Source organism: Bartonella bacilliformis KC583, from assembly GCF_000015445.1.
Taxonomy (GTDB): Bacteria; Pseudomonadota; Alphaproteobacteria; order Rhizobiales; family Rhizobiaceae; genus Bartonella; species Bartonella bacilliformis.
Genome location: NC_008783.1, coordinates 226,431 through 250,000, shown reverse-complemented (window position 1 = coordinate 250,000; position 23,570 = coordinate 226,431). Strand labels below are relative to the sequence as shown.

Annotated in this window: 21 protein-coding genes and 1 pseudogene (1 of these 22 only partly in view); 4 read left to right on the top strand and 18 right to left on the bottom strand. The window is 42.5% G+C overall.

From position 1 onward, the window contains the following. A protein-coding gene (locus BARBAKC583_RS01250) for a M23 family metallopeptidase (RefSeq protein ID WP_005766132.1) crosses the window boundary here: on the top strand, nucleotides 1-1,357 show its 3' portion. The gene continues 584 nt to the left of window position 1, outside the view; the window shows 1,357 of its 1,941 coding nt (coding positions 585-1,941); its start codon lies off the left edge, out of view; its stop codon occupies nucleotides 1,355-1,357. 140 nt (nucleotides 1,358-1,497) lie between these two features. On the opposite strand, the gene BARBAKC583_RS01245 is transcribed toward BARBAKC583_RS01250, so the two are convergent. Both BARBAKC583_RS01245 and BARBAKC583_RS01235 read right to left on the bottom strand, forming a co-directional pair. Next, nucleotides 1,498-2,940: a sensor histidine kinase gene (locus tag BARBAKC583_RS01245; RefSeq protein WP_005766130.1), complete on the bottom strand. Its 1,443-nt coding sequence runs from the start codon at nucleotides 2,938-2,940 to the stop codon at nucleotides 1,498-1,500. 909 nt (nucleotides 2,941-3,849) lie between these two features. Next, nucleotides 3,850-4,089, bottom strand: a complete 240-nt coding sequence (locus BARBAKC583_RS01235) for a NepR family anti-sigma factor (RefSeq protein WP_005766118.1) — start codon at nucleotides 4,087-4,089, stop codon at nucleotides 3,850-3,852. A 205-nt stretch (nucleotides 4,090-4,294) separates the two neighbouring features. Between BARBAKC583_RS01235 and BARBAKC583_RS01230 the strand changes: the two genes are divergently transcribed. The 3 genes from BARBAKC583_RS01230 (at nucleotide 4,295) to BARBAKC583_RS01220 (ending at nucleotide 6,849) form a co-directional block, all read left to right on the top strand. Next, complete coding sequence (locus BARBAKC583_RS01230; protein ID WP_005766115.1) at nucleotides 4,295-5,089, top strand: response regulator; 795 nt, start codon at nucleotides 4,295-4,297, stop codon at nucleotides 5,087-5,089. 20 nt (nucleotides 5,090-5,109) lie between these two features. Next, the gene (locus BARBAKC583_RS01225; protein ID WP_035453319.1) at nucleotides 5,110-6,117 is read left to right on the top strand and encodes a sensor histidine kinase; all 1,008 of its coding nucleotides are present in this window, start codon (nucleotides 5,110-5,112) and stop codon (nucleotides 6,115-6,117) included. Between the two features lie 216 nt (nucleotides 6,118-6,333). Beyond that, nucleotides 6,334-6,849, top strand: coding sequence for a hypothetical protein (locus BARBAKC583_RS01220; protein WP_005766110.1), 516 nt, complete (start codon nucleotides 6,334-6,336; stop codon nucleotides 6,847-6,849). A gap of 156 nt (nucleotides 6,850-7,005) precedes the next feature. Here the strand turns inward: BARBAKC583_RS01220 and BARBAKC583_RS01215 are convergent, their stop codons facing one another. The 16 genes and pseudogenes from BARBAKC583_RS01215 to BARBAKC583_RS01105 all read right to left on the bottom strand — a co-directional run bounded on the left by BARBAKC583_RS01215 (nucleotide 7,006) and on the right by BARBAKC583_RS01105 (nucleotide 23,049). Continuing rightward, a complete protein-coding gene (locus tag BARBAKC583_RS01215; protein ID WP_005766108.1) occupies nucleotides 7,006-7,656 on the bottom strand; it encodes a DUF4167 domain-containing protein in 651 nt (216 codons plus the stop codon). Nucleotides 7,657-8,902: 1,246 nt separating this feature from the next. After that, complete coding sequence (locus BARBAKC583_RS01195; RefSeq protein ID WP_005766101.1) at nucleotides 8,903-9,289, bottom strand: hypothetical protein; 387 nt, start codon at nucleotides 9,287-9,289, stop codon at nucleotides 8,903-8,905. Nucleotides 9,290-9,799: 510 nt separating this feature from the next. Next, nucleotides 9,800-9,940, bottom strand: coding sequence for a hypothetical protein (locus BARBAKC583_RS06945; protein WP_005766099.1), 141 nt, complete (start codon nucleotides 9,938-9,940; stop codon nucleotides 9,800-9,802). Next, nucleotides 9,933-10,184: a hypothetical protein gene (locus tag BARBAKC583_RS01190; RefSeq protein WP_005766098.1), complete on the bottom strand. Its 252-nt coding sequence runs from the start codon at nucleotides 10,182-10,184 to the stop codon at nucleotides 9,933-9,935. Before BARBAKC583_RS01190 ends, BARBAKC583_RS06945 begins: the two co-directional genes overlap by 8 nt. Continuing rightward, nucleotides 10,181-10,843 (bottom strand): lysozyme, encoded by a 663-nt coding sequence (locus BARBAKC583_RS01185; protein ID WP_005766097.1) that lies wholly within the window; start codon nucleotides 10,841-10,843, stop codon nucleotides 10,181-10,183. The genes BARBAKC583_RS01190 and BARBAKC583_RS01185 overlap by 4 nt, the downstream gene beginning before the upstream one ends. Nucleotides 10,844-10,899: 56 nt before the next feature. Further along, nucleotides 10,900-11,187, bottom strand: a complete 288-nt coding sequence (locus tag BARBAKC583_RS01180) for a hypothetical protein (protein WP_005766096.1) — start codon at nucleotides 11,185-11,187, stop codon at nucleotides 10,900-10,902. A 389-nt stretch (nucleotides 11,188-11,576) separates the two neighbouring features. Beyond that, nucleotides 11,577-12,548 (bottom strand): phage tail protein, encoded by a 972-nt coding sequence (locus BARBAKC583_RS01175; RefSeq protein ID WP_005766095.1) that lies wholly within the window; start codon nucleotides 12,546-12,548, stop codon nucleotides 11,577-11,579. Further along, the gene (locus BARBAKC583_RS01165; protein WP_005766094.1) at nucleotides 12,548-12,742 is read right to left on the bottom strand and encodes a hypothetical protein; all 195 of its coding nucleotides are present in this window, start codon (nucleotides 12,740-12,742) and stop codon (nucleotides 12,548-12,550) included. The genes BARBAKC583_RS01175 and BARBAKC583_RS01165 overlap by 1 nt, the downstream gene beginning before the upstream one ends. Continuing rightward, nucleotides 12,742-12,936, bottom strand: coding sequence for a hypothetical protein (locus BARBAKC583_RS01160; protein WP_005766093.1), 195 nt, complete (start codon nucleotides 12,934-12,936; stop codon nucleotides 12,742-12,744). The genes BARBAKC583_RS01165 and BARBAKC583_RS01160 overlap by 1 nt, the downstream gene beginning before the upstream one ends. Continuing rightward, entirely contained in the window at nucleotides 12,936-14,114 is a 1,179-nt protein-coding gene (locus BARBAKC583_RS01155; RefSeq protein ID WP_005766092.1) for a tail fiber domain-containing protein, read from the bottom strand. Before BARBAKC583_RS01155 ends, BARBAKC583_RS01160 begins: the two co-directional genes overlap by 1 nt. Further along, nucleotides 14,111-15,145, bottom strand: a complete 1,035-nt coding sequence (locus tag BARBAKC583_RS07170; protein ID WP_005766090.1) for a hypothetical protein — start codon at nucleotides 15,143-15,145, stop codon at nucleotides 14,111-14,113. The genes BARBAKC583_RS01155 and BARBAKC583_RS07170 overlap by 4 nt, the downstream gene beginning before the upstream one ends. Next, the gene (locus tag BARBAKC583_RS01140; protein WP_005766089.1) at nucleotides 15,142-16,605 is read right to left on the bottom strand and encodes a hypothetical protein; all 1,464 of its coding nucleotides are present in this window, start codon (nucleotides 16,603-16,605) and stop codon (nucleotides 15,142-15,144) included. The genes BARBAKC583_RS07170 and BARBAKC583_RS01140 overlap by 4 nt, the downstream gene beginning before the upstream one ends. A 168-nt stretch (nucleotides 16,606-16,773) precedes the next feature. Then, nucleotides 16,774-17,094, bottom strand: a pseudogene (locus BARBAKC583_RS07005) (hypothetical protein); the annotation flags it as partial. 1,081 nt (nucleotides 17,095-18,175) lie between these two features. Next, nucleotides 18,176-19,351 (bottom strand): N4-gp56 family major capsid protein, encoded by a 1,176-nt coding sequence (locus BARBAKC583_RS01115; RefSeq protein WP_005766084.1) that lies wholly within the window; start codon nucleotides 19,349-19,351, stop codon nucleotides 18,176-18,178. A 281-nt stretch (nucleotides 19,352-19,632) separates the two neighbouring features. After that, nucleotides 19,633-20,577, bottom strand: a complete 945-nt coding sequence (locus BARBAKC583_RS01110; protein WP_005766082.1) for a hypothetical protein — start codon at nucleotides 20,575-20,577, stop codon at nucleotides 19,633-19,635. A gap of 585 nt (nucleotides 20,578-21,162) precedes the next feature. After that, complete coding sequence (locus BARBAKC583_RS01105) at nucleotides 21,163-23,049, bottom strand: portal protein (RefSeq protein WP_011807293.1); 1,887 nt, start codon at nucleotides 23,047-23,049, stop codon at nucleotides 21,163-21,165. Between the last annotated feature and the right edge of the window lie 521 nt (nucleotides 23,050-23,570).

The following is a 23,570-nucleotide window of genomic DNA, read 5'->3' as shown; positions in this document are numbered from 1 at the left end:
CGAAGTGCAACAAGAAATACGGAAAGCAGGTTTCGACTTAGAATACAACAATGAGTATTTTCCTATACTCCCCTTTATTGATCCTTTACAATTGGACGATTTATTCTCTTCTCTTGAATTTTCTGAGCTCCCTGAAGTGCGTGTTTTTCAAGAAAATGTAACCATTTCGCCGCAAAATCATCGAATCGAAGTCGCTCACAATTACGCTGAAGATATTATTCCTATTCATAAAAAACAAACCATCTTAGAAGCGCTTAAAGATTTAAAGTATACAGAAGAACAAATTCAACTGGTTGCAGAAACTTTAGCCACATTCCATAATTCAAACTGGCTTAATGAGGGAAATCTGCTCCGCATCGGGGTCGTTACACATTTAGGAGAAGAGGATACTATTGTCCGTGTCAGCATTTACAAAGGAATGTCTCATAAAATCACTATCGCTTTGGATGATTATAACCAGTTTGTTGAAAGCACAGAACCAGAAATGTCGCATGCTCTTAAAACAGCATTTCAAAAGGGTATTCCTCATCCTTATGTGAGTACAGCAAAGCTACCAACAGTTTATGATGCTATTTATCATGCGATTCTTAGCCACAATCTGTCGAATACACTTTCTCAGCATCTTGTTCGTTTGCTTGCAACTGATATTGATATGAAAAGTCGCATCACACCCACGGATCAGCTTGAAATATTTTATGCTGTCCCAGAACAAAATGATACAGATGGCCAAAATGCTGACGCTCCTATGAATCCAGATCCTGAAATCCGTTATGTAAGCGCTACCTTTGGCAATGTAACATACAAATATTACCGTTACCAAGCAGAAGACGGCACTATTGATTATTATAATTTTGAAGGCAAAAGTTCAAAACCTTTTCTTCTCCGTAAGCCCGTTCCTAATGGCGCTTTTGTTTCTCCTTTTGGACCACGAAAACACCCTATTTTAGGTTATGTGCGCATGCATACTGGGGTTGATTGGTCTGCGCCTAAAGGGTCGCCCATTATTGCTGTTGGTGATGGCGTTGTAAAACAAATGAAAGGAACCCGCGGTTATGGAAATCAAACCGTCATTCAACATGCCAATGGCTATGTCAGCAGCTATGCGCACCAACAGGCTTATGCACCAGGCATTAAACCAGGTGTAAAAGTGCGACAAGGGCAAATTATTGGCTATGTTGGATCAACAGGGCTTGCAACAGGACCCCATTGCCATTTTGAAATTATCGTTAACGGTACGCAAGTTGACCCTATGCGGATCCGTTTGCCCGATAGTCGAATCTTAACCAACCAAGACCTACAGGCGTTTCTACGTGAAAAACAGAATATTGATTCTCTCGTGGCCAGCCCCGTCACTTAAATAAAAATGCGACTTAAATAAAATTGTTACTTAACAAAGCTGTTACTTGAAAAATCTTCACGAAAAAATAATTACGCTGTATTCTTTGAAAAAGGTAAATCTTAAAAAGGATAAGTGAGTTGTTGAGGCAAGCTCTCCCTTTAAGAAACAGACTCATCATCCTTTTTTGTATCATCATGCGTTGTCAGTTTTGGCAAAGGGATAGTAACCTTTGTTCCCCCTAATTCAGAGGTTTCAAAAAGAGGTTTTGCACCAAATTGCATACAAAGCTGTTCGATCACCAAATGGCCAAGGCCTGTTTTTTCCCCAAAGCCTGTTTTTCCCTCTACATTTTGGCTACTCATCCCCACACCATCATCAACAACAGTCAGAACCATCCGGCCATCATCTTGTGAGCCAAAAGAAATATAAAGATTTCCAGGGCGCTGATCAGGAAAAGCATATTTTAAAGCATTCGTCAGCAATTCCCCAAGAATAATCCCAAGCGTTGTCGCATCCCTTGCAGATAATCGACAATCTTTAAAATCTGTATGAATGGTGATATTTTCACGCAATTCAAACGGCACCGCCAATTCAACATCATGAACAACGGAATTTAGAAAATCCGCCAATAAAGTTGTTTCCATATCATCATTTAACCGCAAGCGACGATAGGCTGTAGAAATTGTCTGGACACGATCACGTGCAGCTCCTAGAATGGAACGCACCTCTTCATTTTGGCTACGATTCATTTGCAATGCCAACAAAGAAGACACGATACTTAAAGAATTACCAATGCGATGGCTGGCATCTTGCAACAGCATTTCAACACGCTGTCGTTCCTTTTCGGCATGATTGCGCGCCTTTTCTAATTTTTCTGTTCGCTCTTTCACACGGGCTTCAAGAGCTGAATTTTCAGTATGAAGCAACAATTGATAGGTTTTTAAAGAATACACATCACGATAAAAACGGTTAATGACAATATAGGCTAACAGAAAACTGCTTACGACAGAGACAATAGCTGCCAATGTTAAAGTCGTGCGCATTATCGTAATGCCTTCGCGTTGCTTTTGCCGAGAAAGACCGTCTCCATTGATAAAACGTGTCATTAACTGCGGCAAACGCGCCATTTGCAATTTTGTTATTTCAGGAAATGAGGGAGATTCAGCAGAAGGACCATGAAAAGCATCTAAGGCAGCCATATGGGTTATCATACTGTGTTTGCGCACTTCGATTTCTTTTTTAAAGGAGGTAAACCAATCATACCATTCCGGATGAGAATAAACAATCAAACTTGTATATTTAAGAAGATCCTCAAGATCCCGAACGGCTTTGGCAAAGAAGGTTTTATCTTCAACGAGACGGGTATCTTCATAACGACGATTTGCGGTCGCCATATCGACCAAACTAATCAGCATTAAATCAGCTTGTTCGCGAAGTTCTGAGCTTATATTTAACTGTTCCAATTCTTGATCAACAGTATTAGACAAAAGAGCAATCAAAAATGAAGCTAAAATAGCCATCAAAAGAGAAATAATAACACATCCCCAACGCCAACGCGGTGTTGTTGAACTCAGAGAAGATCGTTTCGAAAACGCAGTCATTTTTTGTTATTATCCATTTCTATCGGCAAACCTGATACCCGTTCACTTTCTTAAAAAGTATAAAAAGAGAATGGGGTTGATTACTCATAACGTAAATAAAGGCCCTCTACGCGTACTGCCTTACGTGCATTCACCTATAAGATTTTCTTCTCTTTCCCAATACTGCATGCCAAACACTCTGACGCACTCCAAAAATTCTCGTCATCTTTGAAAATGATAAAAGATTGAAAAAATACAAAATTATTGACCCTCATTTTTATGTTTTTTCAGGCATCCCTATAGCGCTTCCATTAACTTGTGGCGCTTCATCAAGCATAACATCATGATTATGAGGTTTAACGCGATTTTCTAACCAGCAAAATTTTTCTCCCATCACGTTGATTCAATCCTCATATTGACATTTGATCGCAAAAAATTTCCGTAAAAAACCATACGCTCTACAAACACAACCTTTATCACTCCAACAACCAAGTGACATCGAGCTGCTGAATTTTCATAAAAAAGACCAGACGGACTCATGAGAATACAGCTCCTTTTTGATTGGCCAATAACCTACTTAAGGATTTTTTAAACTCTTGTGAAATGAACTTCCTATATTGCTTGAGACGAATGACAAAATTTTGAACCCAAATGCTGGCACTGTCTTGAACCTTTTTTCTTCGTTGACGCATGTGATTGTAAAACTCACTCCGTATGATGGTAAAAAGCCGAACTTTGATATTCGTGCTCCTTGCAAATTTAATATTCGTATTCCTGGCAAAATTGTTTCGCCTGCCTCATGCCTTTTTATGCCCTATACCCTCTTCTTTACGAATAGCTCTTGCATGAAATCTCTCGCTTCCATTACGCTTGCTCCTTAAAGAAACAGCAAAAGCACACAGAGTTAAGAAAACCAAAATCAATTTTTTCTTAAAATTTTTCGCACCGGTTGTCATAAAGGATTAAGCCTTTTTTTGTATTACGTAGGTCGTTGGCTTGTTCTGCTTGGTCCAATTTCTCTAGAAGATCCAGAAAATGAGCAGGGATAGCCTCTTCTTGAATGCTCATATAAAATTGACGCAACTTGAGTGCTATCTCTCTATTGACTCCAAAAAGATTATCTCTGAACGCACAGCGATCTGTAAGATTTTTTTCACCACAGTTGTTCATTTCTTATCCCCTTAACCTATATACTTGCCCAAGTAAGTTTTTCCCTCTCGAATTGTAAATATAGTGCAGCTTTAAAAGATCCATATGATGGAGGAGTAATTTTTCACATGTTGAAAATTTGATGCACACACGTGCTTATAAATTTCCTTACACACACCAATAAATCTCCCTGCAAACACACAAAGAAGCAAAAGGAATACGGATAATGCCATTATCAACACGCATCGCACCTCATCTTCCCTATCTTCGGCGTTTTGCCCGATCTGTAACAGGCAGCCAATCATCGGGCGATGCTTATGTTGCAGCCATGCTAGAAGCGCTCATTACAGATATCTCTATTTTCCCTCAAGTATCGAGTGATCGTATTGGAACCTATTGGCTTTTTTGTCATCTTTTTGACCAAACAACACCCAATATCGCAGAACCTTTGCCGCAATTTGGTTTTGAGCAACAAGCGAATATCCAATTATCTTATCTCACCCCACGCGCACGCCAAGCGTTTTTACTAATTGCTGTGGAAGGATTTAACGAGCGTGAAGCTAGCGAAATCATGAATATTGATACGCAAACATTTCATCATTTTTTGAACCAAGCCTCTCTTGATATTTCAGAGCAGATGACCACACAAATTCTGATTATCGAAGATGAACCGCTGATCGCAATGGACATTGAGCAAATGGTGGAAAGCCTTGGTCATAAAGTCGTTGGTGTTGCGCGCACCAGCGAAGAAGCGATGGCTATGTTTCAACAAAAAAGGCCACGGATGATTTTGGCTGATATTCAATTAGCAGATAGCAGTTCTGGCATTGACACTGTTAATGATATTTTGAAAAATGAGTGTATTCCCGTAATTTTTATCACAGCTTTCCCTGAGCGATTGTTAACCGGGGAGCGTCCTGAGCCAACTTTTTTGGTCAGCAAACCTTTTAATCCTGATATGGTTAAAGCGCTCATTTCACAAGCTTTATTTTTTCAAGAAAATGCTTCTAAAGCTGCCTGATGGAAAGAATAATTTTCATGATGAGCATCACCCCTGTTTCCACTTTTCCCGTAGAGAAATCACATCTCAGTGCTCTCATGCAAGCTATCCGCAACGCAGATATGTGTGTTTTATACCAAACAACAAATCTCACTTATTTATGGGCTGAAAACCTACCTAAACATTTGTACAATCAATGGTATGTAGGGTGTCGTGACCGTGATTTTCTTTCGATCGACCTTGCTAATCAAATGGAAACGATCAAATTACAGCTTTTAGCAACGGGCAAAATGCAGACCATCGAAGTACAGTTTGAAAATAAAACCAAACAAGCGACTTGGTACCAATTTTCAATTGACTGCCACCGCAATGATAGCGGAGAAATCATTGGTGTCATCACGACAGGAATCGAAATTTCAAGTTTATGTCGATGCGAACAAGTTTTGAAAATCTTGCTTAAAGAAGTTAGCCACCGCTCTAAAAATCTTTTAGCGATCATCCAAAGTATTGCTAGCCAAACCGCGCGCTATACTGAATCTTTGCAGACTTTCCTACGTAAATTTCAAGGGCGTCTCCATTCTATTTCTCATTCTCAAGACCTTATCACCGCTTCCGACTGGCGTGGGGCTAAATTTCGTGAATTAGTCCGTTCGCAAACCTTGGACTATTCTACGAAAGAAGTAGAACAGCTTTCCATCGAAGGAAGCAATCCTTACCTTTTCCCTAATGCAGCGCTGCATATTGGGTTGGCGTTTCATGAACTCATTGTCAATTCATACTCTTTTGGTGCCTTATCACAAAACGGTGGACATATCTGTATCCGTTGTGATATCCAAACGCAAATTTGTGGTCAGACACAACTTCTCATTACATGGAGCGAAAATATTACCACTAAAACGCTTGTACCTTCTTACCAAAATGCTTGTTTTGGCAGTACCATTTTAGAAAAAATCGTTCCCACTGCCGTTAATGGCTCAGCCTCTTTACAATTAACACAAGAAGGTGTTTTTTACTGCCTATGCGTTCCTGATAATTATTTTGATATCTAGTCAATGTAAAAAATCTTGCAAACTGCCCGATCTCACTCTTGCAAACTGTCTTGCGATACCGTTAAAATTCTCTTGCTTCATCACTCAATAAAGAAGATCTCTTCACAGTGATTTCTTCTTGATTTTCCCTTTAACAACAATTCCTGCATTGCAAAAAAAACATTTACGTCTTACATCCTATCCATTCTGAAATAATGGAAAATGGAAGAGTGCACCATGGCCAAGGACAAGCAAATGCAGACTCAACAAGATTCTTATGATTCACGCCTCAAGACACTTGAACATCCTTTACACCAAGAGCCTCCTCTAGATCCTGCTGTAGAGGAAGTAAGAAAAAAGCTCATGCGTTTAATGATTGTCTCTATTGCCATCACAATCATTCTCATTCTTGCTGTATTTGCTGGGGTTGTGTATAAAATTATGACCCCAGAACCCCGTTCACACAAGATATCAGCCCCCACACAAGAAAGACTGTCTGCTCTTTATAAGGATCATCCCCACACGGCTCACCACACATTATCTTTGCCGCAAGGCGCAAAAATTGTATCGCAAAGCCTTGCAGGGCGAATGCTTTCTTTGCAAATTTTAATGCCTGATGGCAAAATAAAATTGATGATTTATGATTATTATACCGGCGTGCTCCTTGCAGTTTTTTCTGTTGTATCAGAAAAAACAACTCTCACAACTCTACCACAAGAAGAATTAAGATTATCACCACCGCAAGACGACTAACATCATCCCGACTTAGATCTTAAAACTTAACCTGCTTTTAAAGCTATATTTTGTCTTAGAGATAAGAGAAAAGCATCAGTGCTGATGTCCTTGCTGATTCGGCAATTGCTTTCTCTTTTTCTATATCGATTAAAGGAGCCGTTAAGGGGTAAATGTTTAAAGTTTTTCTTCTACATAAGAAGGAGGAGAGGGACGCCGACGCGGTTTTTTTCTTACCTCTTCTTTGATTGAAGGCAAAGAGACAACAGTGTCTATTTCTTCATCTTCTGATTCAGAAAATTCTGCAAGATGGGCTTTTTTAACGGCAGGAGGCTTTTTTGCAACAGGCGGTTGTTCTAGGCTACCATTTGCATCAGCAACAGTATGAATTTCTGATGCATCACCATTTTGCTGAGGTTTTTCTCTGCCTTTTCTGCGATCATTTTTTCTTGGTACCTGGGCATAAGACACAGGCTTTTCACCATTGAGCTCTTCTTTTTTTGTACCGTCTGTTTTGCCATCTTCGCATTCTTGCTCAAGATTTTCGTCACGCTGATTTTGCGGCGGCATTTGTCCAGCAGCAGCCAAGATAATACGCAAATAATGTTCAGCATGTTGTAAATAATTTTCAGACATCACACGATCGCCGGCACCTTGTGCATCATAAGAAAGGCTTATGTATTTATCCGCAATTTGCTGAGCATTTCCGCGCACTTTAATATCTGGACCATTACTTTCATAATTTCGAGATAACGGATTAGGATTGCGACGATGATTGTTATTATTATTGTTGTGACCGCGTACCCGTCTATTTTGCTGTGGCCTCATATTCATCCCTTTTGGATTATCTTTATTTACTCTATAATTGGATTATCTCTTTAGATAATACTCATCATGTTCAAAAAATATTGAACTATCCCCGTTTTATTCATTTACATGACACTTAGTGATATCTTAATTAAAGGCACATTTTTCCTGAAAACTACCAAAATAGTGGGAGATCCTTGAGCACGACCCCCTAATATCCCTAATAATTAGTGGAATCGTAGCGATATTCACATAAAATGCCAAGTGTTTTTTCAAATAATCCATATTTATTAAAAAAAACAACCATGGGTGTAGGAAAATAACAACAGTCTGATAGCAAAAATAACAAAAAAATCTATTTTCGTGTGAAAAATACAAAACTCTTACGTAAAAAAAGCTTTATAAGAGAGAATCATCATCTTTTATACGGGATTTATAGTCTCTCTATTTTTCTGTTTTTTAACTTACAAGAACTGTGTATCTCTTAAATATACTGTGTATCTCTTAAATATAATGAATCTACAAAGCTTACCCCCTCCTTATTTTAGATAAAAAATAGCTTTCTTTTTTGAATGTATCACGACCACACCGCAAACCCCACATAACTTTCAGGCTTAAAAACCCCAATAGTCTCCATATTATTAAGATCTTAAAAGAAGCTTTGCTTCCTTTGAGAAATTTTCCTTCTCTTTGCCACCTGAAAATTACATTCTTTAAAGCAAAATTACGCATATCCGTTGCACTCACCCCCATAACAATTTTTGTCTTTCAAAGAAAGTGCACACTGAAACACACAAGACATCACCCCTATCGTCTTAAATAATCAGCGGCTTCACCCACCTTGCAAAATTTGCTTAAATTTAAAGATGCACGAAAAAATTTCACCTTCCCCCCATCAGTGCACACCCACCACCATAGCCCCACGCGATACACTTGCATTTCTCGATTATAGGAAAAGCACCTGAAAAACCACACCCCTCTGGCCCCATCACCCACAGTAACTGTCATTACCATGGGTGAGCTTACTTACAGAGTATGTAGCGAATAACCCCATCCAATTTTGACATATGCAGCTTCAGCGATAAATCGCCTCATCTACACCTTCACGAGGTACAAAAAACGCAACATATGCTTGTAAGAATAGCGTAACTTTATGGTAAAAAATGGACCAAAATGAAAAGAGTTAAATTAATTTTTCTGTGCGGTTTTTTTCGCTTTTTATGTCATTTTTCAAAAAAAGAAAATTTCCATACACGCTTAGAAAATCCTAAAAATAATTACGGATTTTATTGTTTTCTCCATCTTTTTCATTGATCAAACAATCATAAAGAAGAAAATAATTACCATCTCCTGGTCGTATCATTTTTATACACTTTTTCTTTGCTGTGTTAGCAATTTGATTCCATAGTGCACGAATTGACAAATAGGTTTCGCTTTCTAATTGCAAACAGCGTTGATAAACCTCACTTCGCATACTAGGCATTACCGACGCGGAAATTTCTTTACAATAAACGAACAAATCAAATGTTGGTATTGCGAGTGGAACAAAGCTTTGTTGTTTTACTTCTTGAGTAGAAAAAGAGGGAATGACATTTTTTATAATGACAAAACATAAAAGCAGCACGCTCACAAAAAGAGTTACGCTGACAATCATCTTTTTCGTGATTCTTTGCAAGAAACACGTAATCTTTTGAGATAAAAAGGTCGGCAATAGACTTTTTTTCGTACCGTGTGGCTTCTTTATTCCATTCACCTCATATCCCTTCATTGATCATGAAAATTCTTGATAGCAAATACTGATATGAGCATGACTCTCTATCATTAAAGATGTAACAAATAGACAATATTATGAATTGTCTTATTTCAAAAAGCAATCATGCATCCTGGGAAAAGAAATTCTCCCACCCCCTTATTCTCATCGATCTCATCTGATTTACTTACAGAAGGCCGCATAAGCCCTCCACAGATCAACTCGAGACAACAAAGTTATCCCAGATAAAAGTTAAACACCGACAACAAATCAACCACAGATACTGGAGAGACACCAACCTTAGCAGATCTGGCACTGGCAGATAACCGACATTGGTCAATAAACCGCCTACCTATCTCATAAGATTAAGAAGGGCAAAGCTTGCAATACCGCAAAGGAAGAGAATAAACCGAATCAAAAGCGTTCTGTTAAAGAATAATGGGGTTTTAATAAAATTCCCCAACATTTTTGCTGCTGACCAAAGCGATCCGTCGCAACAATCCAGCGTGATAATAAGGGTTCTGTTTTAACTAAATCAGCAGGTTTATTAATCAAGGGTGGCCTGCTCCACCCGGCGCAAGATGTCGGCACATTCTTCTGGCATGCCACCAAGAGCAAGACACAGGTGAAAAGGGGATAGTGCAAAAATTTCATCATTGATTTTCTCACGATTTTGAAAAGATGAAATCGCGTTGATTAAGCTTTTGCCGCGCTCAAAAGAACGCCCATAGAAAAAACTTGTAAAAGCGACAAAAAAAAGAGCCGTCATCATCACTCCCCAACGAGACAGCAGAGTCATCTCTTTTCCTCTCTCATCCGAGCAATATAGACAAAAACACCAACAATCCCGGCTGTCACCATCACAACAGCCAAAGCCCATTGCACAGGACCATATCCAGTGAAAAAACCCGTTAATCCAGAAAAAGACCCAATAATTGGCGCTAAAATTTCCACATTCAACAGAGACAATTTCTCTACTGTTTCTACCTTTTGGTAATTGGAAGAAACATAAGCCCCCTTAGCCCACAAACCTGCTTCAGCAGCGCGCCGGTGCACAAGCCCTTTTAAGCGTTTTCCTCCTGCTCTTGTCCATTTTTGCAACTCAGCGGGGACAGCTTCATAATCCCCTTTATTGAGCTTTTTTAACAAGGTAGATTGGCAAAAAGCTTCCACCCCAACATTATAGCAAAAAGAGACAAGAGCAGCAAATTGCTCATCCGTTAAAGGCTGAAACACCCCCTGTTCAACAGCCTTTTCAAATTGCACCAAATCGCGTCGCAAAATGGCCTCTGCTTGGGCCTTGGTAATCTTCATCCCCTTGCGCACAAAGGGCGCCCCTGCTCCTGTTGTATGGCCATGACCAATCGTCCAGATCCCCACAGCATCTTGATAGGCTTCTAAACGTAAGCCTTCCCATTGTTGGAGTAAGGCAAAGCCTTCCTTTGATATTTTTCGCATAATTCTTAATCCCCCACAAAAAGCTTCTCTGAAGCTCATAATGATGAGTGTAATGCTTATAGTGTTGGTGAGGGATCATCACTTTTCCCATCACCTTTCGCTTTCTCATCATCATACTTCTTACTTTCCATAATCGTTGTGACACAGTCTTCTAAAGCAGAAATACGCTGCTCCATTTTGACGTAATTTTTGTTTGTTTTTTTATCAGTACGTTCCACCCTTTTGTGCATTTGGTTTAACAGAGCATTCAAAGGGGCATGTCCCATTCGCCCATTGGCATAAAAAACCACCCGAATCTGTTCAGGATCATTAATATCAGCGATAGAAAATGGAAAAAATGCCATGATATTCTCTCATATGTTGTGTCATTTATGTTCAGTGCTTAAAAGGAAAGTTTGTCACCAGTTTCATCATGGTTAAGATCCGCACTATCAGTGACAGCAAATCCCCTTCCTTAATGGAAACAGTGCTTAACCTTAAGCTCTAAATTTGAGCTCTAACCTCGGAACCCTAACCTTATTGACCTTAGATCTTCTTAGCCCTAAACTCTTCCTCTTGGTCTAACCTTAACCCCGCCTTAGCCCTACCTTAGACCTTTGGCCCTGACTTTAGCACGATCTTCCTTCATAAAACGCAAAGGCTGCGAAAATAGTTTATGATAGGGTATGACATTGCAGAGGCCTCCTACTTTGTGTTGCACACTGATTCTCCCAATAAGCAACAGACTCAACACTCACGTTTTAATCGCATAGACAACAGCGACATTAACCGGGCGCGTTTCCTCACCCCCTGTTTCTTTTAATGTCAGCGTGTGTGTGTGTATGCCTGCAGAACTTGTCCAAACATCTTTGAACGGTGCAAAATATCTAAGATGCATAGAAGTCGTTGATCCAGACGTCGTCCGCATGAGCTGTTGATAGATGTGCTGATGCTCACCAGCTGCATTTGCTGTCCCCTCATGAGTATGGGCTTTAAAAGACTCGTCTTGCTGGCTAGCAAAAAGGCGATCCTTATCGATCTCTCTTCCACTATCTAAACCCCGCAAAAACATGCCTCTAAAATCAGGGACATTGAATGTTGTTTTTCCATCTCCTTTGCCCCAAACTTCACCAATCGCTGTAAAAAGAGCAGGATAGGCATCTCGTTGATATTCTTTTCCATCACAAACCAGCCACCCTGCAGGCAAGGTTTTCATAGCAAAAGTGGCAATAAAGCCTGATGGAAAAAGCTCAGGAAAGATAATTGTTGGATTGGTTAAATACCAACCATCGCAATCCTTGCCAGCAAGGCCACAATGATAAACAAGCTCATAAAGCCCACCTTTTTGAATTTCTCCTCCACTGAGAGGTTCTACGCCATTTCCTGTAGTTTTATAAACGGGCTGTGCTGAGAGTTGATTTAAAATAACGCTCGTTGTCCCAATGTTGTTTTCTTGTGCTTTAAAGCGAACAACAATTTCATCATGATAGACCGTCAAAGAAGATTTCGTCACCAATTTAATGGATGTGTGATTGTCTGTCTCATTGACAGTAAAATCTGTTTCTATCGATCCCCCATGATCAGATAGATATTCCCTGATTCGTTGCATCATTGCGCGGGCACTGTCATTGACTGAACTTGGTGGTTGGCCTTCTGCCCAGTTAATAATCTCATCCGCATTTGCATTTTCAGGAGCCTGAAGCGACCAATCGTAAATTGAACTCATCAAACGTCTCCTTTTTTCCAAAAGCCAAATTCTATCGATCCCCCATGATCAGGTAGATATTCCCTGATTCGTTGCATCACTGCGCAGGCACTGTTATTGACTGAACTTGGTGGTTGGCCTTCTGCCCAGTTAATAATCTCATCCGCATTTGCATTTTTAGGAGCCTGAAGCGACCAGTCGTAAATTGAACTCATCAAACGTCTCCTTTTTTCCAAAAGCCAAATTCTATCGATCCCCCATGATCAGGTAGATATTCCCTGATTCGTTGCATCACTGCGCAGGCACTGTCATTGACTGAACTTGGTGGTTGGCCTTCTGCCCAGTTAATAATCTCATCCGCATTTGCATTTTTAGGAGCCTGAAGCGACCAGTCGTAAATTGAACTCATCAAACATCTCCTTTTTTCCAAAAGCTAAAGCCCGGCAAACAAGCCAGTAGAGCCAAGAGAAGAGACAAAAATGTTCCCTTTCGTGGGTGGGTCATCTGTCTTTCTTTGGGTGCATCAACACTTACTTTCGCATCAACAGTTTCCATGTTGAAACCAAGCTTGTTGTAATAAACATAGAGCAGACGTGTTTTTTCATCGCAATGCACAGCATCAGGATTCAAGCGCAACACATCTTGTGCTATCACGCCGCGATAGCGTTGCGCACCTCCTTTATAATTAAATTCATAAAGCGGATAACCGTTTTTCTGCCCAATAGGCACAATATTGTCTTTCATTCTGACATCAGAAAGGCCAGCAACCCCCTTGATTAATCCAAGCCACCGCATTGCATCACTAAGGGGATCTTTTGTAACTGAGGGCATAGTTGTTGACTGCCCTGTTTTAGTGCCATAATTGCCCGCAGAGGCAACTCCAGCCTGGAGCAATTTTTCCAGCCGATTCCAGGCTTGATTTTCTTGCTCTGTCCATTTTTCACGTTCAGCATCTAAAGCACTCTGACGATCGGCATCTTGCAAGGCCCCGCCTTTTAAAGCACTGCTTTGTGCATGGCTTTGCCCTTGATAAAAATTGTTGGCTGCATTTATTTGGTCATTCATAGACCCATCAATCAGCTTATTGGCATTGATCATATTTTGCACATCTTGGTTATATTGCTGTGCATTTGCTTTTGTCGCTAAAGCGCCCAATTCATCAGTTAAAACACCGGTATGCGCGCCAGAGCCATAACGACCAGCGCCCGCCATAGACTGATTGATTGAATCAGAAGTTTTACTCAGTGCATTGTTAAGGGCTTCTTGAAATTTGTTATTATTGCCGATCAAATTTCCTGCTGCCATGTCAGAAAGGTTGGTCACACTGTTTGTTGGCCCTTTAAGCCAATCATTCAGAGGAGATGCGCTATATTTCTGAGCAGCCTCACTCAAACCTTTGATAGCATTTTGTGTTGTTTCACTTAAACCAGCATAGCGCTCTCCTTGATAAGCATGCTCACCAATGCCTTTATTGTAAAGATTAAGGGCATCAGCAGCAGCTTTTTTAAAAATATCTGTTGCCCAAGCAGGCGGTGCATTGGTCTGCGTTGTTGTTTGCGCTTGCGGTGTTGTTGTGCGTCTACTCATCGGTTGAAAACCTTTCTATAATGAATAAGATTGAAAGTGTGTCCATGACGGCGCAGCCTTTTAGCCCAGCCGATCCTTCCCATTGTTAGCATTTCATCAGCTTTGAGTGTTCGCGCCCAATCTTCAAGATGCTGAATAAGTGGAACCAAATCGAGCCCGCCTTCTCCGGCAAGGTCTAAAAGGACAACGCGTTTTTTTCCTGTGTGTGTTGTTTCAATTTTTGTAATGCTCACAGCACTAAAATCAGTTTCATTTTTTAAAATGAGCCATAATTGGGTTTGCCCATTGGCAATTTCCTGAGCGACACTTTGCAAGCACACATCATCGGGAAAGCGCTTGGCATATTTGTTCATAGCGGCATTGATCGAACCTTGATAGGGCTCTATTTTTTCCCACGGCCATTCATGGGTTAGGTGGAGGGAATATCCCCCATCAGAAGCCCCTTTTGGCCCCTTCAGGCCGCCTTCGCTCTTTTCAGGAGCCCCTTTCAGGGGTGAGACTATCCCTATAGCCTCACCACCGAATCCCCCCGCTCCAGGCTTCTCATCCCGACAATTCTTACCGCAAATCGCTTCACCACCATACTTCTTCCCTACAACTTCACTCCCATATCTCCTCTTTTGAGCGCCCTTTAAACCCCCTTCGCCCTCTTCAAGAGCCCCTTTCAGGGGTGAGACTATCCCTATAGCCTCACCACCGAATCCCCCCGCTACAGGCTCCTCACCCCGACAGTTCTTACCGCAAATCGCTTCACCACCATACTTCTTCTCTACAGCCTCACTCCCATCTCTCCCCTTTTGAGCGCCCTTTAAGCCCCCTTCGCCCTCTTCAAGAGCCCCTTTCAGGGGTGAGACTATCCCTATAGCCTCACCACCCAATCCCCCCGCTACAGGCTTCTTGCCCCGACAGTTCTTACCGTAAACAGCTTCACCACCATACTTCTCCCCTACAGCTTTACCACCACAGTTCCCTCTGCAGGCAGATCTGCCACCGCATCTCGTCCTAAATCTTCTTCTTAAAAATATCATCATCGCCGACCAGCAGGCTTTGAGGTCACATCAAATCCTGTCACATGGGACCACTGAGCCCCAGCAGGAATACGCAACTGAAAACGATAAAACCGCCCGCGTGCCCGACAATGAATTTGCCCCGTATTGCGGGAAGGTTGTCGTTCTGGCAGCCATACAACATCTTCCTCCAGTGCTTGGTGCAAACGCACCCCCACAGTCACATAACATTGTGCACTATTAACCTGAGGCATAATGCTATTCACACGTGTCATACTGCCATTTGTCTGTCCCATTTCTTGCGAAGTCACAACACACGCCATTGGCTCACCAGAAAATGAGCCAAGCCTTCCTTCATAGTTAAAGGCTCCCAAAACGGGGATTTCATTCTTCCACGCTTTACTGTCGAGAGAAAAAGGCAAATCATCAAGGCTACAAGAAATCTTATCGAGCCCCTCTAAGGTGTAGCCAGAAAAGAAAATCGGCAAAATTATACTGACATTGACATTGGCAATGGTCCATTTTTGCAGACCCCAATCATAGATAAGCAGTGTGTGTTCTTTTTTGTGATCGTCATTATCAATCATCCAATAGACACGATTATAAACCCCGTCGATCGCCGCCCACATCATGGGCAAATAGCTTTTATTAATCTTTTTCGTCATTGTCCGGTCGATTTTTTCGAAGCCGATGGATGTAATGTGGCCATCATTGGCAATTTGAAAAAACCCGCCTTCATCAACAAAGAAGGCCGTATCCCCTCGACACACGATCGATTCAGAATTTTTGGCACCTCGTTTATCGTGTATTTTTTGGAAACTGAAGATAATTTTTGATCCAGGGATGAAGGACCCAGCGTAAATAGCCGAACGCATAAAGATAATAGGGTTGGTAGTTTCTGTTGCTCCTTGAACATAGCCGCCATCGGGAAAGTCCTGATAATCGCAGCTTTTTTTACCCACTGTCCAAAATTCTGCATCATTCAAGCCAGACCAATGCACCCGTCGTGGATGATCAGACAATTTCATTAAACATACGAAATCCCCCCACACCCGAACAATCCCGGCCTGCGGCGGATTGCCGCCTAAATTGCGAAATGTGTAATCATAACGGATATCAATCACTTGTGGCTTATCATTGGCATTAACAGCAATGACATAATCACCAAACAAAGCGAAGGACCATGGCGCATCAACGTTGGCGAGATAGGCTTTTCCTTTCTGGCTGATATCTTTCCATTGGAAAGTGGTATTATCGAGTAGGTAGAGTTTATTTTCTGATCCAACGATAACTGAAACACCATTTTTGGTTCGAACAGCAATGGCCCCTAAGATAGAACCGGGAAAGGGCTCTGAGAGGGGACTAAAATTGGGCATAGGAATATAAGATCCGTCTGCAGGCAACACATTGATGAGTTTGTCAGTAAATAAACCATTGATATCAGCCACATCGGGCCGATATTCTGCGATAGAGAAAAAAGCCATAAAAAACCCCGTTTAAAACCCTATTGAATCCCCTGTTAAATTATTGCAACTCCCATCAAAACCCCTATTGTCCTCCTTAAAAAATCCTGTTTTTCTACCATTGACCTCCCCATTGCAGTTCGCATTTGAAACCCTATCCCCCGTCAAAATCCCTATCGAATCTCCCGTTTAAAACCCCGTTGCAAGAATGGTTGTATGTCCTTTACTGCGTGAGGTTTGAGAACGCAAAATTTGCAGCTGTTCTTGAAAATCATTAAAAGAAACAGCAGCATATTCAGGATCTTTGAGGATATTTTTGTAGAGTTCGTATTTTGCTCGTGCCTTAATGAGATCAAAGGCATAAATCAACCAAGGATTATCTTCTTGTATGCAAGCCCCCTCATCAAAACGAAAAGGCACATAACAAAGACGAACAGTCTCAACCTTGTTTGGTGTTGGGAAGAGCCCTAATTTATGCTGCCAAAAGGTATAAAAAATAGGGGTTCCCTGAAGGAGATTGGAAAAGGCACCAGATCCTTTGGACCCTTTATCCTCACCATCTCCAGATCCTTCATCCCTGACATCCTCACTGGAATGCCTGTCATCCATGGATCCTTCAGGTCCTTTGGACCCTTTATCCTCTCCATCTCCGGATCCTTCACCCCTACCATCCTCACTGGAATGCCCGTTATCCATCGATCCTTCAGGTCCTTCGGACCCTTTATCCTCACCATCTCCGGATCCTATACCAGACCCCTCTCCCCTGCTGAAATACCCATCATCCCCGTAGCTTTTGTACAAGCTCTCGGCATTTTTATAAAGAAGTTGCGTTTGTCCTGCCGCAGGATTTTCTAAAAACACACTCTCAAGTGCCATCATCGCCCCGATAAAAGGATGATCCTCAGCCCCATACCATGTCTTTCCAACTTGTATTTTTAAAGTGATCTCCTTTTTTTCATTGAAGAAAAAGGGTTCCCGTTCACACAAGCGTAAAGCTGCCATAATAGAGTCTTGAATTTGCACGGCATATTCCGCCATCGGGTCATCAATCTCATCTTGAATCAGCATAACCATACGTGCCAATGTTTTGGCACAGTCTGCTTTTGTCACATCAAAAGGGCTGGATTGAAAATTTGTCATAGTCTGATAGGGATCAACAGGAGTCACAGTCATGAAGGTAAATCATCCTTTGTGTCTATTGGCTTTCCCCACCGAACAAGCGGTAGGGAAACTCTTTCCAAATGCTAAAATCTGCTTGATAAACGGGGCTTCAAGGGGCTCTCCATGGGGGCTGCAAGGGGCTATCTCCATGCCCCATGATTTGGGTAATCTTCCCACCACAAAAACAGGGGGGAATGTCTCCAAAGCACCCATAAGATTTCTGAGATCAAACAGCATCAAAGGGGCCATCTACGCCCCCCTGCTTGAATAACCTTCCCACCACAAAAGCAGGGGGGAATGTCTCCAAAGCACTAATAAGATTTATGAAATCAAACAGCATCAAGGGGGCCATCCACACCCCCCTGATCTTGAGTAACCTTCCCACCACAAAAACAGTAGAAAAATTCTCTCCCAAATATGGATAAGCTCCTTAAGCAGGAACCGCATAGGTTGGAATAACGATTGTACCGAAATCCTGTTCCCCTTGCTCACTATTTGGTAAGTGGTAGCAGGTTTTTTTCATCCCGATAATGGTTTTGGCAGCCACACCAAACTCACGCTCATAATCAAAAAGCTCTTCCACCAATTTATAGCGTGTTGCCCCACGGTCTTTCCCAAAAGCAATAACCGCACTTTGTGCACCCAACAAAACCGCACGGCGCACACTGGCTACAGGGGCTCCCCCTGCATCCTGAGCAGCATTCCCACTTGCATTCTTGCTAGAATCTGATGTTTTCCCAGCAGATCCCGTTGCCACACCTTCCGTCACATGTTCTGCCTCACGCAGGATAACCCCATTATACATCCCAAGAGATCCGCTATAGAGAGGGTTTTTCGCGCGAGTTCCACTATAAACCGCTTTGGTAATATCAAGCCACTGCCCAATATCTGTATTGGTGCGCAATTGTGTCACTTGTGTTGGATGCAAATACAGCACATAAACATTTTCCCCATCAATGCGTACAGGTCTAATTTTAGGGTTAGCCAGCTTTGCGCGCTCAACAGCTTTATCAATCAATTTGAGATCAAAAACATCATTTTCTTTCAAATCTTCATCTTTTGTTTTGCCATTGGGGCGCACAATGCGCTTATCGGTTGGGGCCGTTGGTGTGTTAAAACCATAATGAACAGGTTTAAGTGTTAGTGTACGTCCTTCAAAATTGATTATTTTGGCGGTATAACCACACACTTGAATAAAGAACATCATACTTAGACGATCCGCATACCAGTCGACTAAGCCATTTTTGGCTTCTGTGCGTAAATTATGTAAAACACGTTGCTGGTCGATAGTGCCTTCACTTTTCACACGGACAGCATGAACAAGTTCATTAATCGCCAAACGATCATTGAGAAATTGCAAAGCTTCTTCATTGCCCTCTAGCGCCTGCCCTTCACTTACCCCATCGCCAAGCAATTGCACACGCAAACCAAAGCTAATAGCGTCACCACTGGCCTTGTTGGTTTCGTCTTTTAATTGCACAATGCTGTTGGAATCTTTTCCAATTAATGGGGCAATAGGAATAGCTTTTGATACTTCCCGATTGAGTAATTTTGACCATGTGCGTACAGCCAATGGGTCATTTAATCCGATATGAGTTACGGTCATTTGGTCCTCTTTTCATGATGTCAATTGAAATAAAAAATCCGGCCATCATGCCGGTTGCTAAGTGTTCTTTGGCTTTCCTCGCGAAATAAGCCTATCTTGTCATCCTGTCATGCCTGATCAGCCATGTTCATGCGAGGGATAGAATGCGATTTGCGTCTTATGTTTAAGAGAGCAAGACAGTGGATCTTATGGTTGAAGAGTGTAGATCCTTGATTGAATATTTTTATAATTTACAGCTTGTTTCCTCCCCCCCTGATTAGATATCGGCGTTCATTAGATCATTAGATATCGACGCCTCCCATTAAGCGATTAAACGTGGTTTTATTTTTGGGATCATCGATCCAAACGCTAAATTCTGCTTCAGACATTTTGTCGAGCATTTCCAAAGAAATGGGCCCACTTGGGCTAAGCCCGTTATAAGCAGCGAGTGTGCGGGCAGAATTGTGTTTTGCTTGTAAAGTGTCGATCGTCTCAGTTTGTGGAGCAGTATAGCCAATTTTTTGTGCTATCGTGTAGATCACTTCAGCAGGGTTTTGATTTTTGTGGGCACAATCGCGGAGGATTGTTTTTAATTCATCACCGATAATAGCCTCGACAACTTTAGGGTCTGCCATTTCAGGATAGAGCGCAGCACAAGCCGCCAGCTGTGTTGCGCGCATATCGTAGACAAAATTAGCCGCTTGATCAAAATCATGATGCTTTTGTTTTATAGCCGCAGAAGATTGATGAAAAAATGAACGCAGCTGCTCTGCTTCTTGGAGGGAAGCATTGGCTCCAACGTCTTTCGCTCCAACCTCTTTACCGCCAACGATAATCTCCCTAATCTCTTTTTTGCTAACCTCTACTTCTTCAGCCGTGACTTCCCCAGCCTCTTTCCCGCCAGCTTCTAACTCCTTGACCTCTCTCTTACCAATCCCTTTCCCACCAACTTCTCCTCTCCCAACCTCGAATCCTCCGGCTTTTCTTTTCCCTTCACCATGGGTCTGGCTATCCCGCTTAGCTTGCAATTCCTTTCCCAACCACTGGATATAACCGATAAAGTCTTTTTGTGGATCTGGTGGCACTTCTCCTCCCTGCACTCCTTCATTGTCTTCGCGGTCTTCTGCCCAAAAGGTGCTTTCTTCTTCATCCTCTACACCTGCATGTAAGGAATCTTGCAAGAATTGGCTTTGTTCTTCCAATGTGAATGTTTCTTCATCCATCGCTGTTAACGCTTCTTCATCCATTGTTTTCACCTTCTCTTTCTTGGACAATAATCTCGTGGTTAAGAATTTTCTTTTCTTTATGGAGAGGATCCTTATCCCCTCATCCTCGCTGCCTAAAAGCTTAAGGAGCAGGCTTCTCCCTTGCCCCATAACCCCTCAGGGCATCATGGCTCTTGACCCATACCTCCTCCTACTCACCGCCCCACTCTTGGCTTGTACTCACTATGGCACTTGCATAGCACCCGGAATCATCTCCCCAGCATCACGGCCCCATTCACGGCTTCTACATGGCCCCCTACTTATGAACCCCACTCTTAGTCTCTGGCATCATGGCTCTTAACCCATACCTCTTACTCCTACCGCCTCTCTCTTGGCCCGTACTCATATGGCATTTGCATAGCACCCAGCACCATTTCCCCAGCATCACGGCCCCATTCAAAGCCTCTGCATGGGCCCCCTACTTATGACCCCCACTCTTAGTCTCTGGCGTCACGGCTCTTAACCCATACCTCCTACTGCCCCTCTCTTGGCCCGTACTTATATGGACTTGCATAGCACCCAGCACCATTTCCCCAGCATCACAGCCTTCTGCATCACGGCCACTATTCACAGCCTCCTGGTACCATTGCTCCCCGATGTCATCATCCCTTGCATCACAGCCTGCAAAATCTGCTCGGTTTCACTCCCTTGTTGAATATTATGCTGTTGAACATTATGATTATTGTGCGAGTCATCAGGGTGCCCATCACTGGCTTGTTGCTGCTTTTGCACTCTCAGCGCAATTTTTTGAATGAGCGATGCCGGCAAAGGCGAATAGCGCAAAAGATCAAGCATCATATCAGGGGTGGTGAAATTCTGCATCAGCGGCAAAATCTGCATAATCATAGCAAATGTGCGCTCTTTTTCATTCGGACTTGTAGGCGCATCATCAACAATAATATCATACTCCAAACTAGTGAACATTTCGCGGGTCAGCGGCACATATTGCGCATTGTCTTCACCTGCAATCCGCACCAACCGCCCATCAGAGAGGTAATTTTGAATCAGATAGAGAATGATTTTTCCCTGTCGTTGCCGGTAGCGTCGTAATGCATCAAAAAAGGAGGCCAATAAATTGAGCGATGATTGACGGCGTTGTTCTTCCAGCACCCCCGGTTGGTTAACAGAGCGTGTTCCAACAAATTCGGGGGACAATCCAGTTACTTGAGAAATAGCGCCCTTTGCCTCGTTAAATAGCTGGAAAAAGCCAGCCGGAAATTGTGCCACAGGTTTTGGTTGTATGCGCCCCGCAGCAAGCGAACCACTTTTGAGCCAAGTAATACTCTCTGCCCGTGCCCAACTTTCCATTGCCTGGCGGTCATCGTCGAAAGCGTCGCGTTCTGCCATCACTCCGCCTTTAGACTGGCTATTGAGCAAATGCATAACTTGGCTAAAATATTTATTGGCCCATCGTTGTGGATCTTTTGTCGGGCGCACAACGCCATAAAATTGCCGACTGAGTTTATCAAAATAACCAGTGATGCACTCCCACCCTAATTGGCTAGGAGGCACCAAAGGCTGATCCGGCTCCTCTAACAATTTTTTGCCTAAGAAAGCACGTTTGACAATTTTTCTGGTTAAGCGTGTTGCTTGGAGATGGGGGCTTTCTTGTTTAAGGCGTTGAAAATCCTGCTCACTATAATCAACAAATTGCCCTGTTTGCGGATGCAACACTTTATAGATAACTTCGCGTTCAAACCAGCGGCACTCCGCCAGTGTGACCATTTTAACATCCTCCTGGCATAGGTCATCTTCTGCATTGTCTTGAAGCTGCAGAGCATCATCTTCGTTATAAGCCTGTGTTGGATGTTTCACCCAATCCGCATCCAGATCGCGCCAATCGATATGGGGGAACATAGCTTGCGCAACACTAAGAGGTTTTTCATCAATATACCAAACACGCTGCGCATCGATGAGATTAGGCTTTACAGCACTCGTATCCCACACCATTTTCATAGGGTCCAGCCTAGCAATAATGGGTTTTCCTTGCGGGTCTTCATCATAATCTAAGCGGGTGTCTGTCCAGCCCATACCGCAAATAATGGCATCTTGAAACGCGTCGGAATCTTCATATTCGCCATCAGCTTCATCACGAAACCATTCTGCAGCACCCGTTAAGATCTGGTTGGCAAGGGCTGTTCCTTCTTGCCGTGGGATAAATTGAACATGACGTTTATTGTTGCGCTCTGCCCCAATTACAGCATTGACCAGAGGAGCAATACGATTAAAGGTCATAACGGGTCTATTTTGTTCGCGTAATACGGCTAGGTCTTGCTCATTCCATTGCCGCCCATTGTAAAAATTATAATCTTCTTGGGCATTTTTGCGCCATTGCTCAACATGGGCAATATCGTCCTGATACCAGCGAACAAGTTTTTTAAACAGAGCCTGATGTGCAATTGGTTCAATCAGCTCGAAAGAGGAGATTTGTTGGTTCATCAAAAAGCCATCCATGATGTTTGAGAAAAGAAAAATGGCCCCATACAAGGGCCATACCGTCCTGATATTCGTGGGCAAATTATTTAAAAAAGCGTATCCTGATACATAAAACTGCGTGTGCTCATCCCTAACCAGAGCCCTGCTCCACAAAAGCCCCTATTTTAATCGCTAAATCTTGCTACCCCTAAACAGCTCCCAACACGGAAACCTCTGCCCGAATAATCCAATACACTTTTTGTCTTATGCCCCACCATCCGAGAGTCTCAGATCCTTCTGTCTTGATATCCCATACACATAGCATCCTATACACCTAGGATCCCGTACAGGCCTCGCCATCCTAACAGCCTAATATTCTTTCGGTCTGATACGCCAAACATAGGCTCCTATCCTGATCACTGACTTGCCCAATCCTAAAGTTCCAATAGACCCCTACCTGGTAACCCAACAGGCCCCTACCTGATAAATCAACACAAGACCCTTATCTTGACCGCTCACTCGCCCAATTCTAACAATCTCAAATAAACCCAATAGAACCC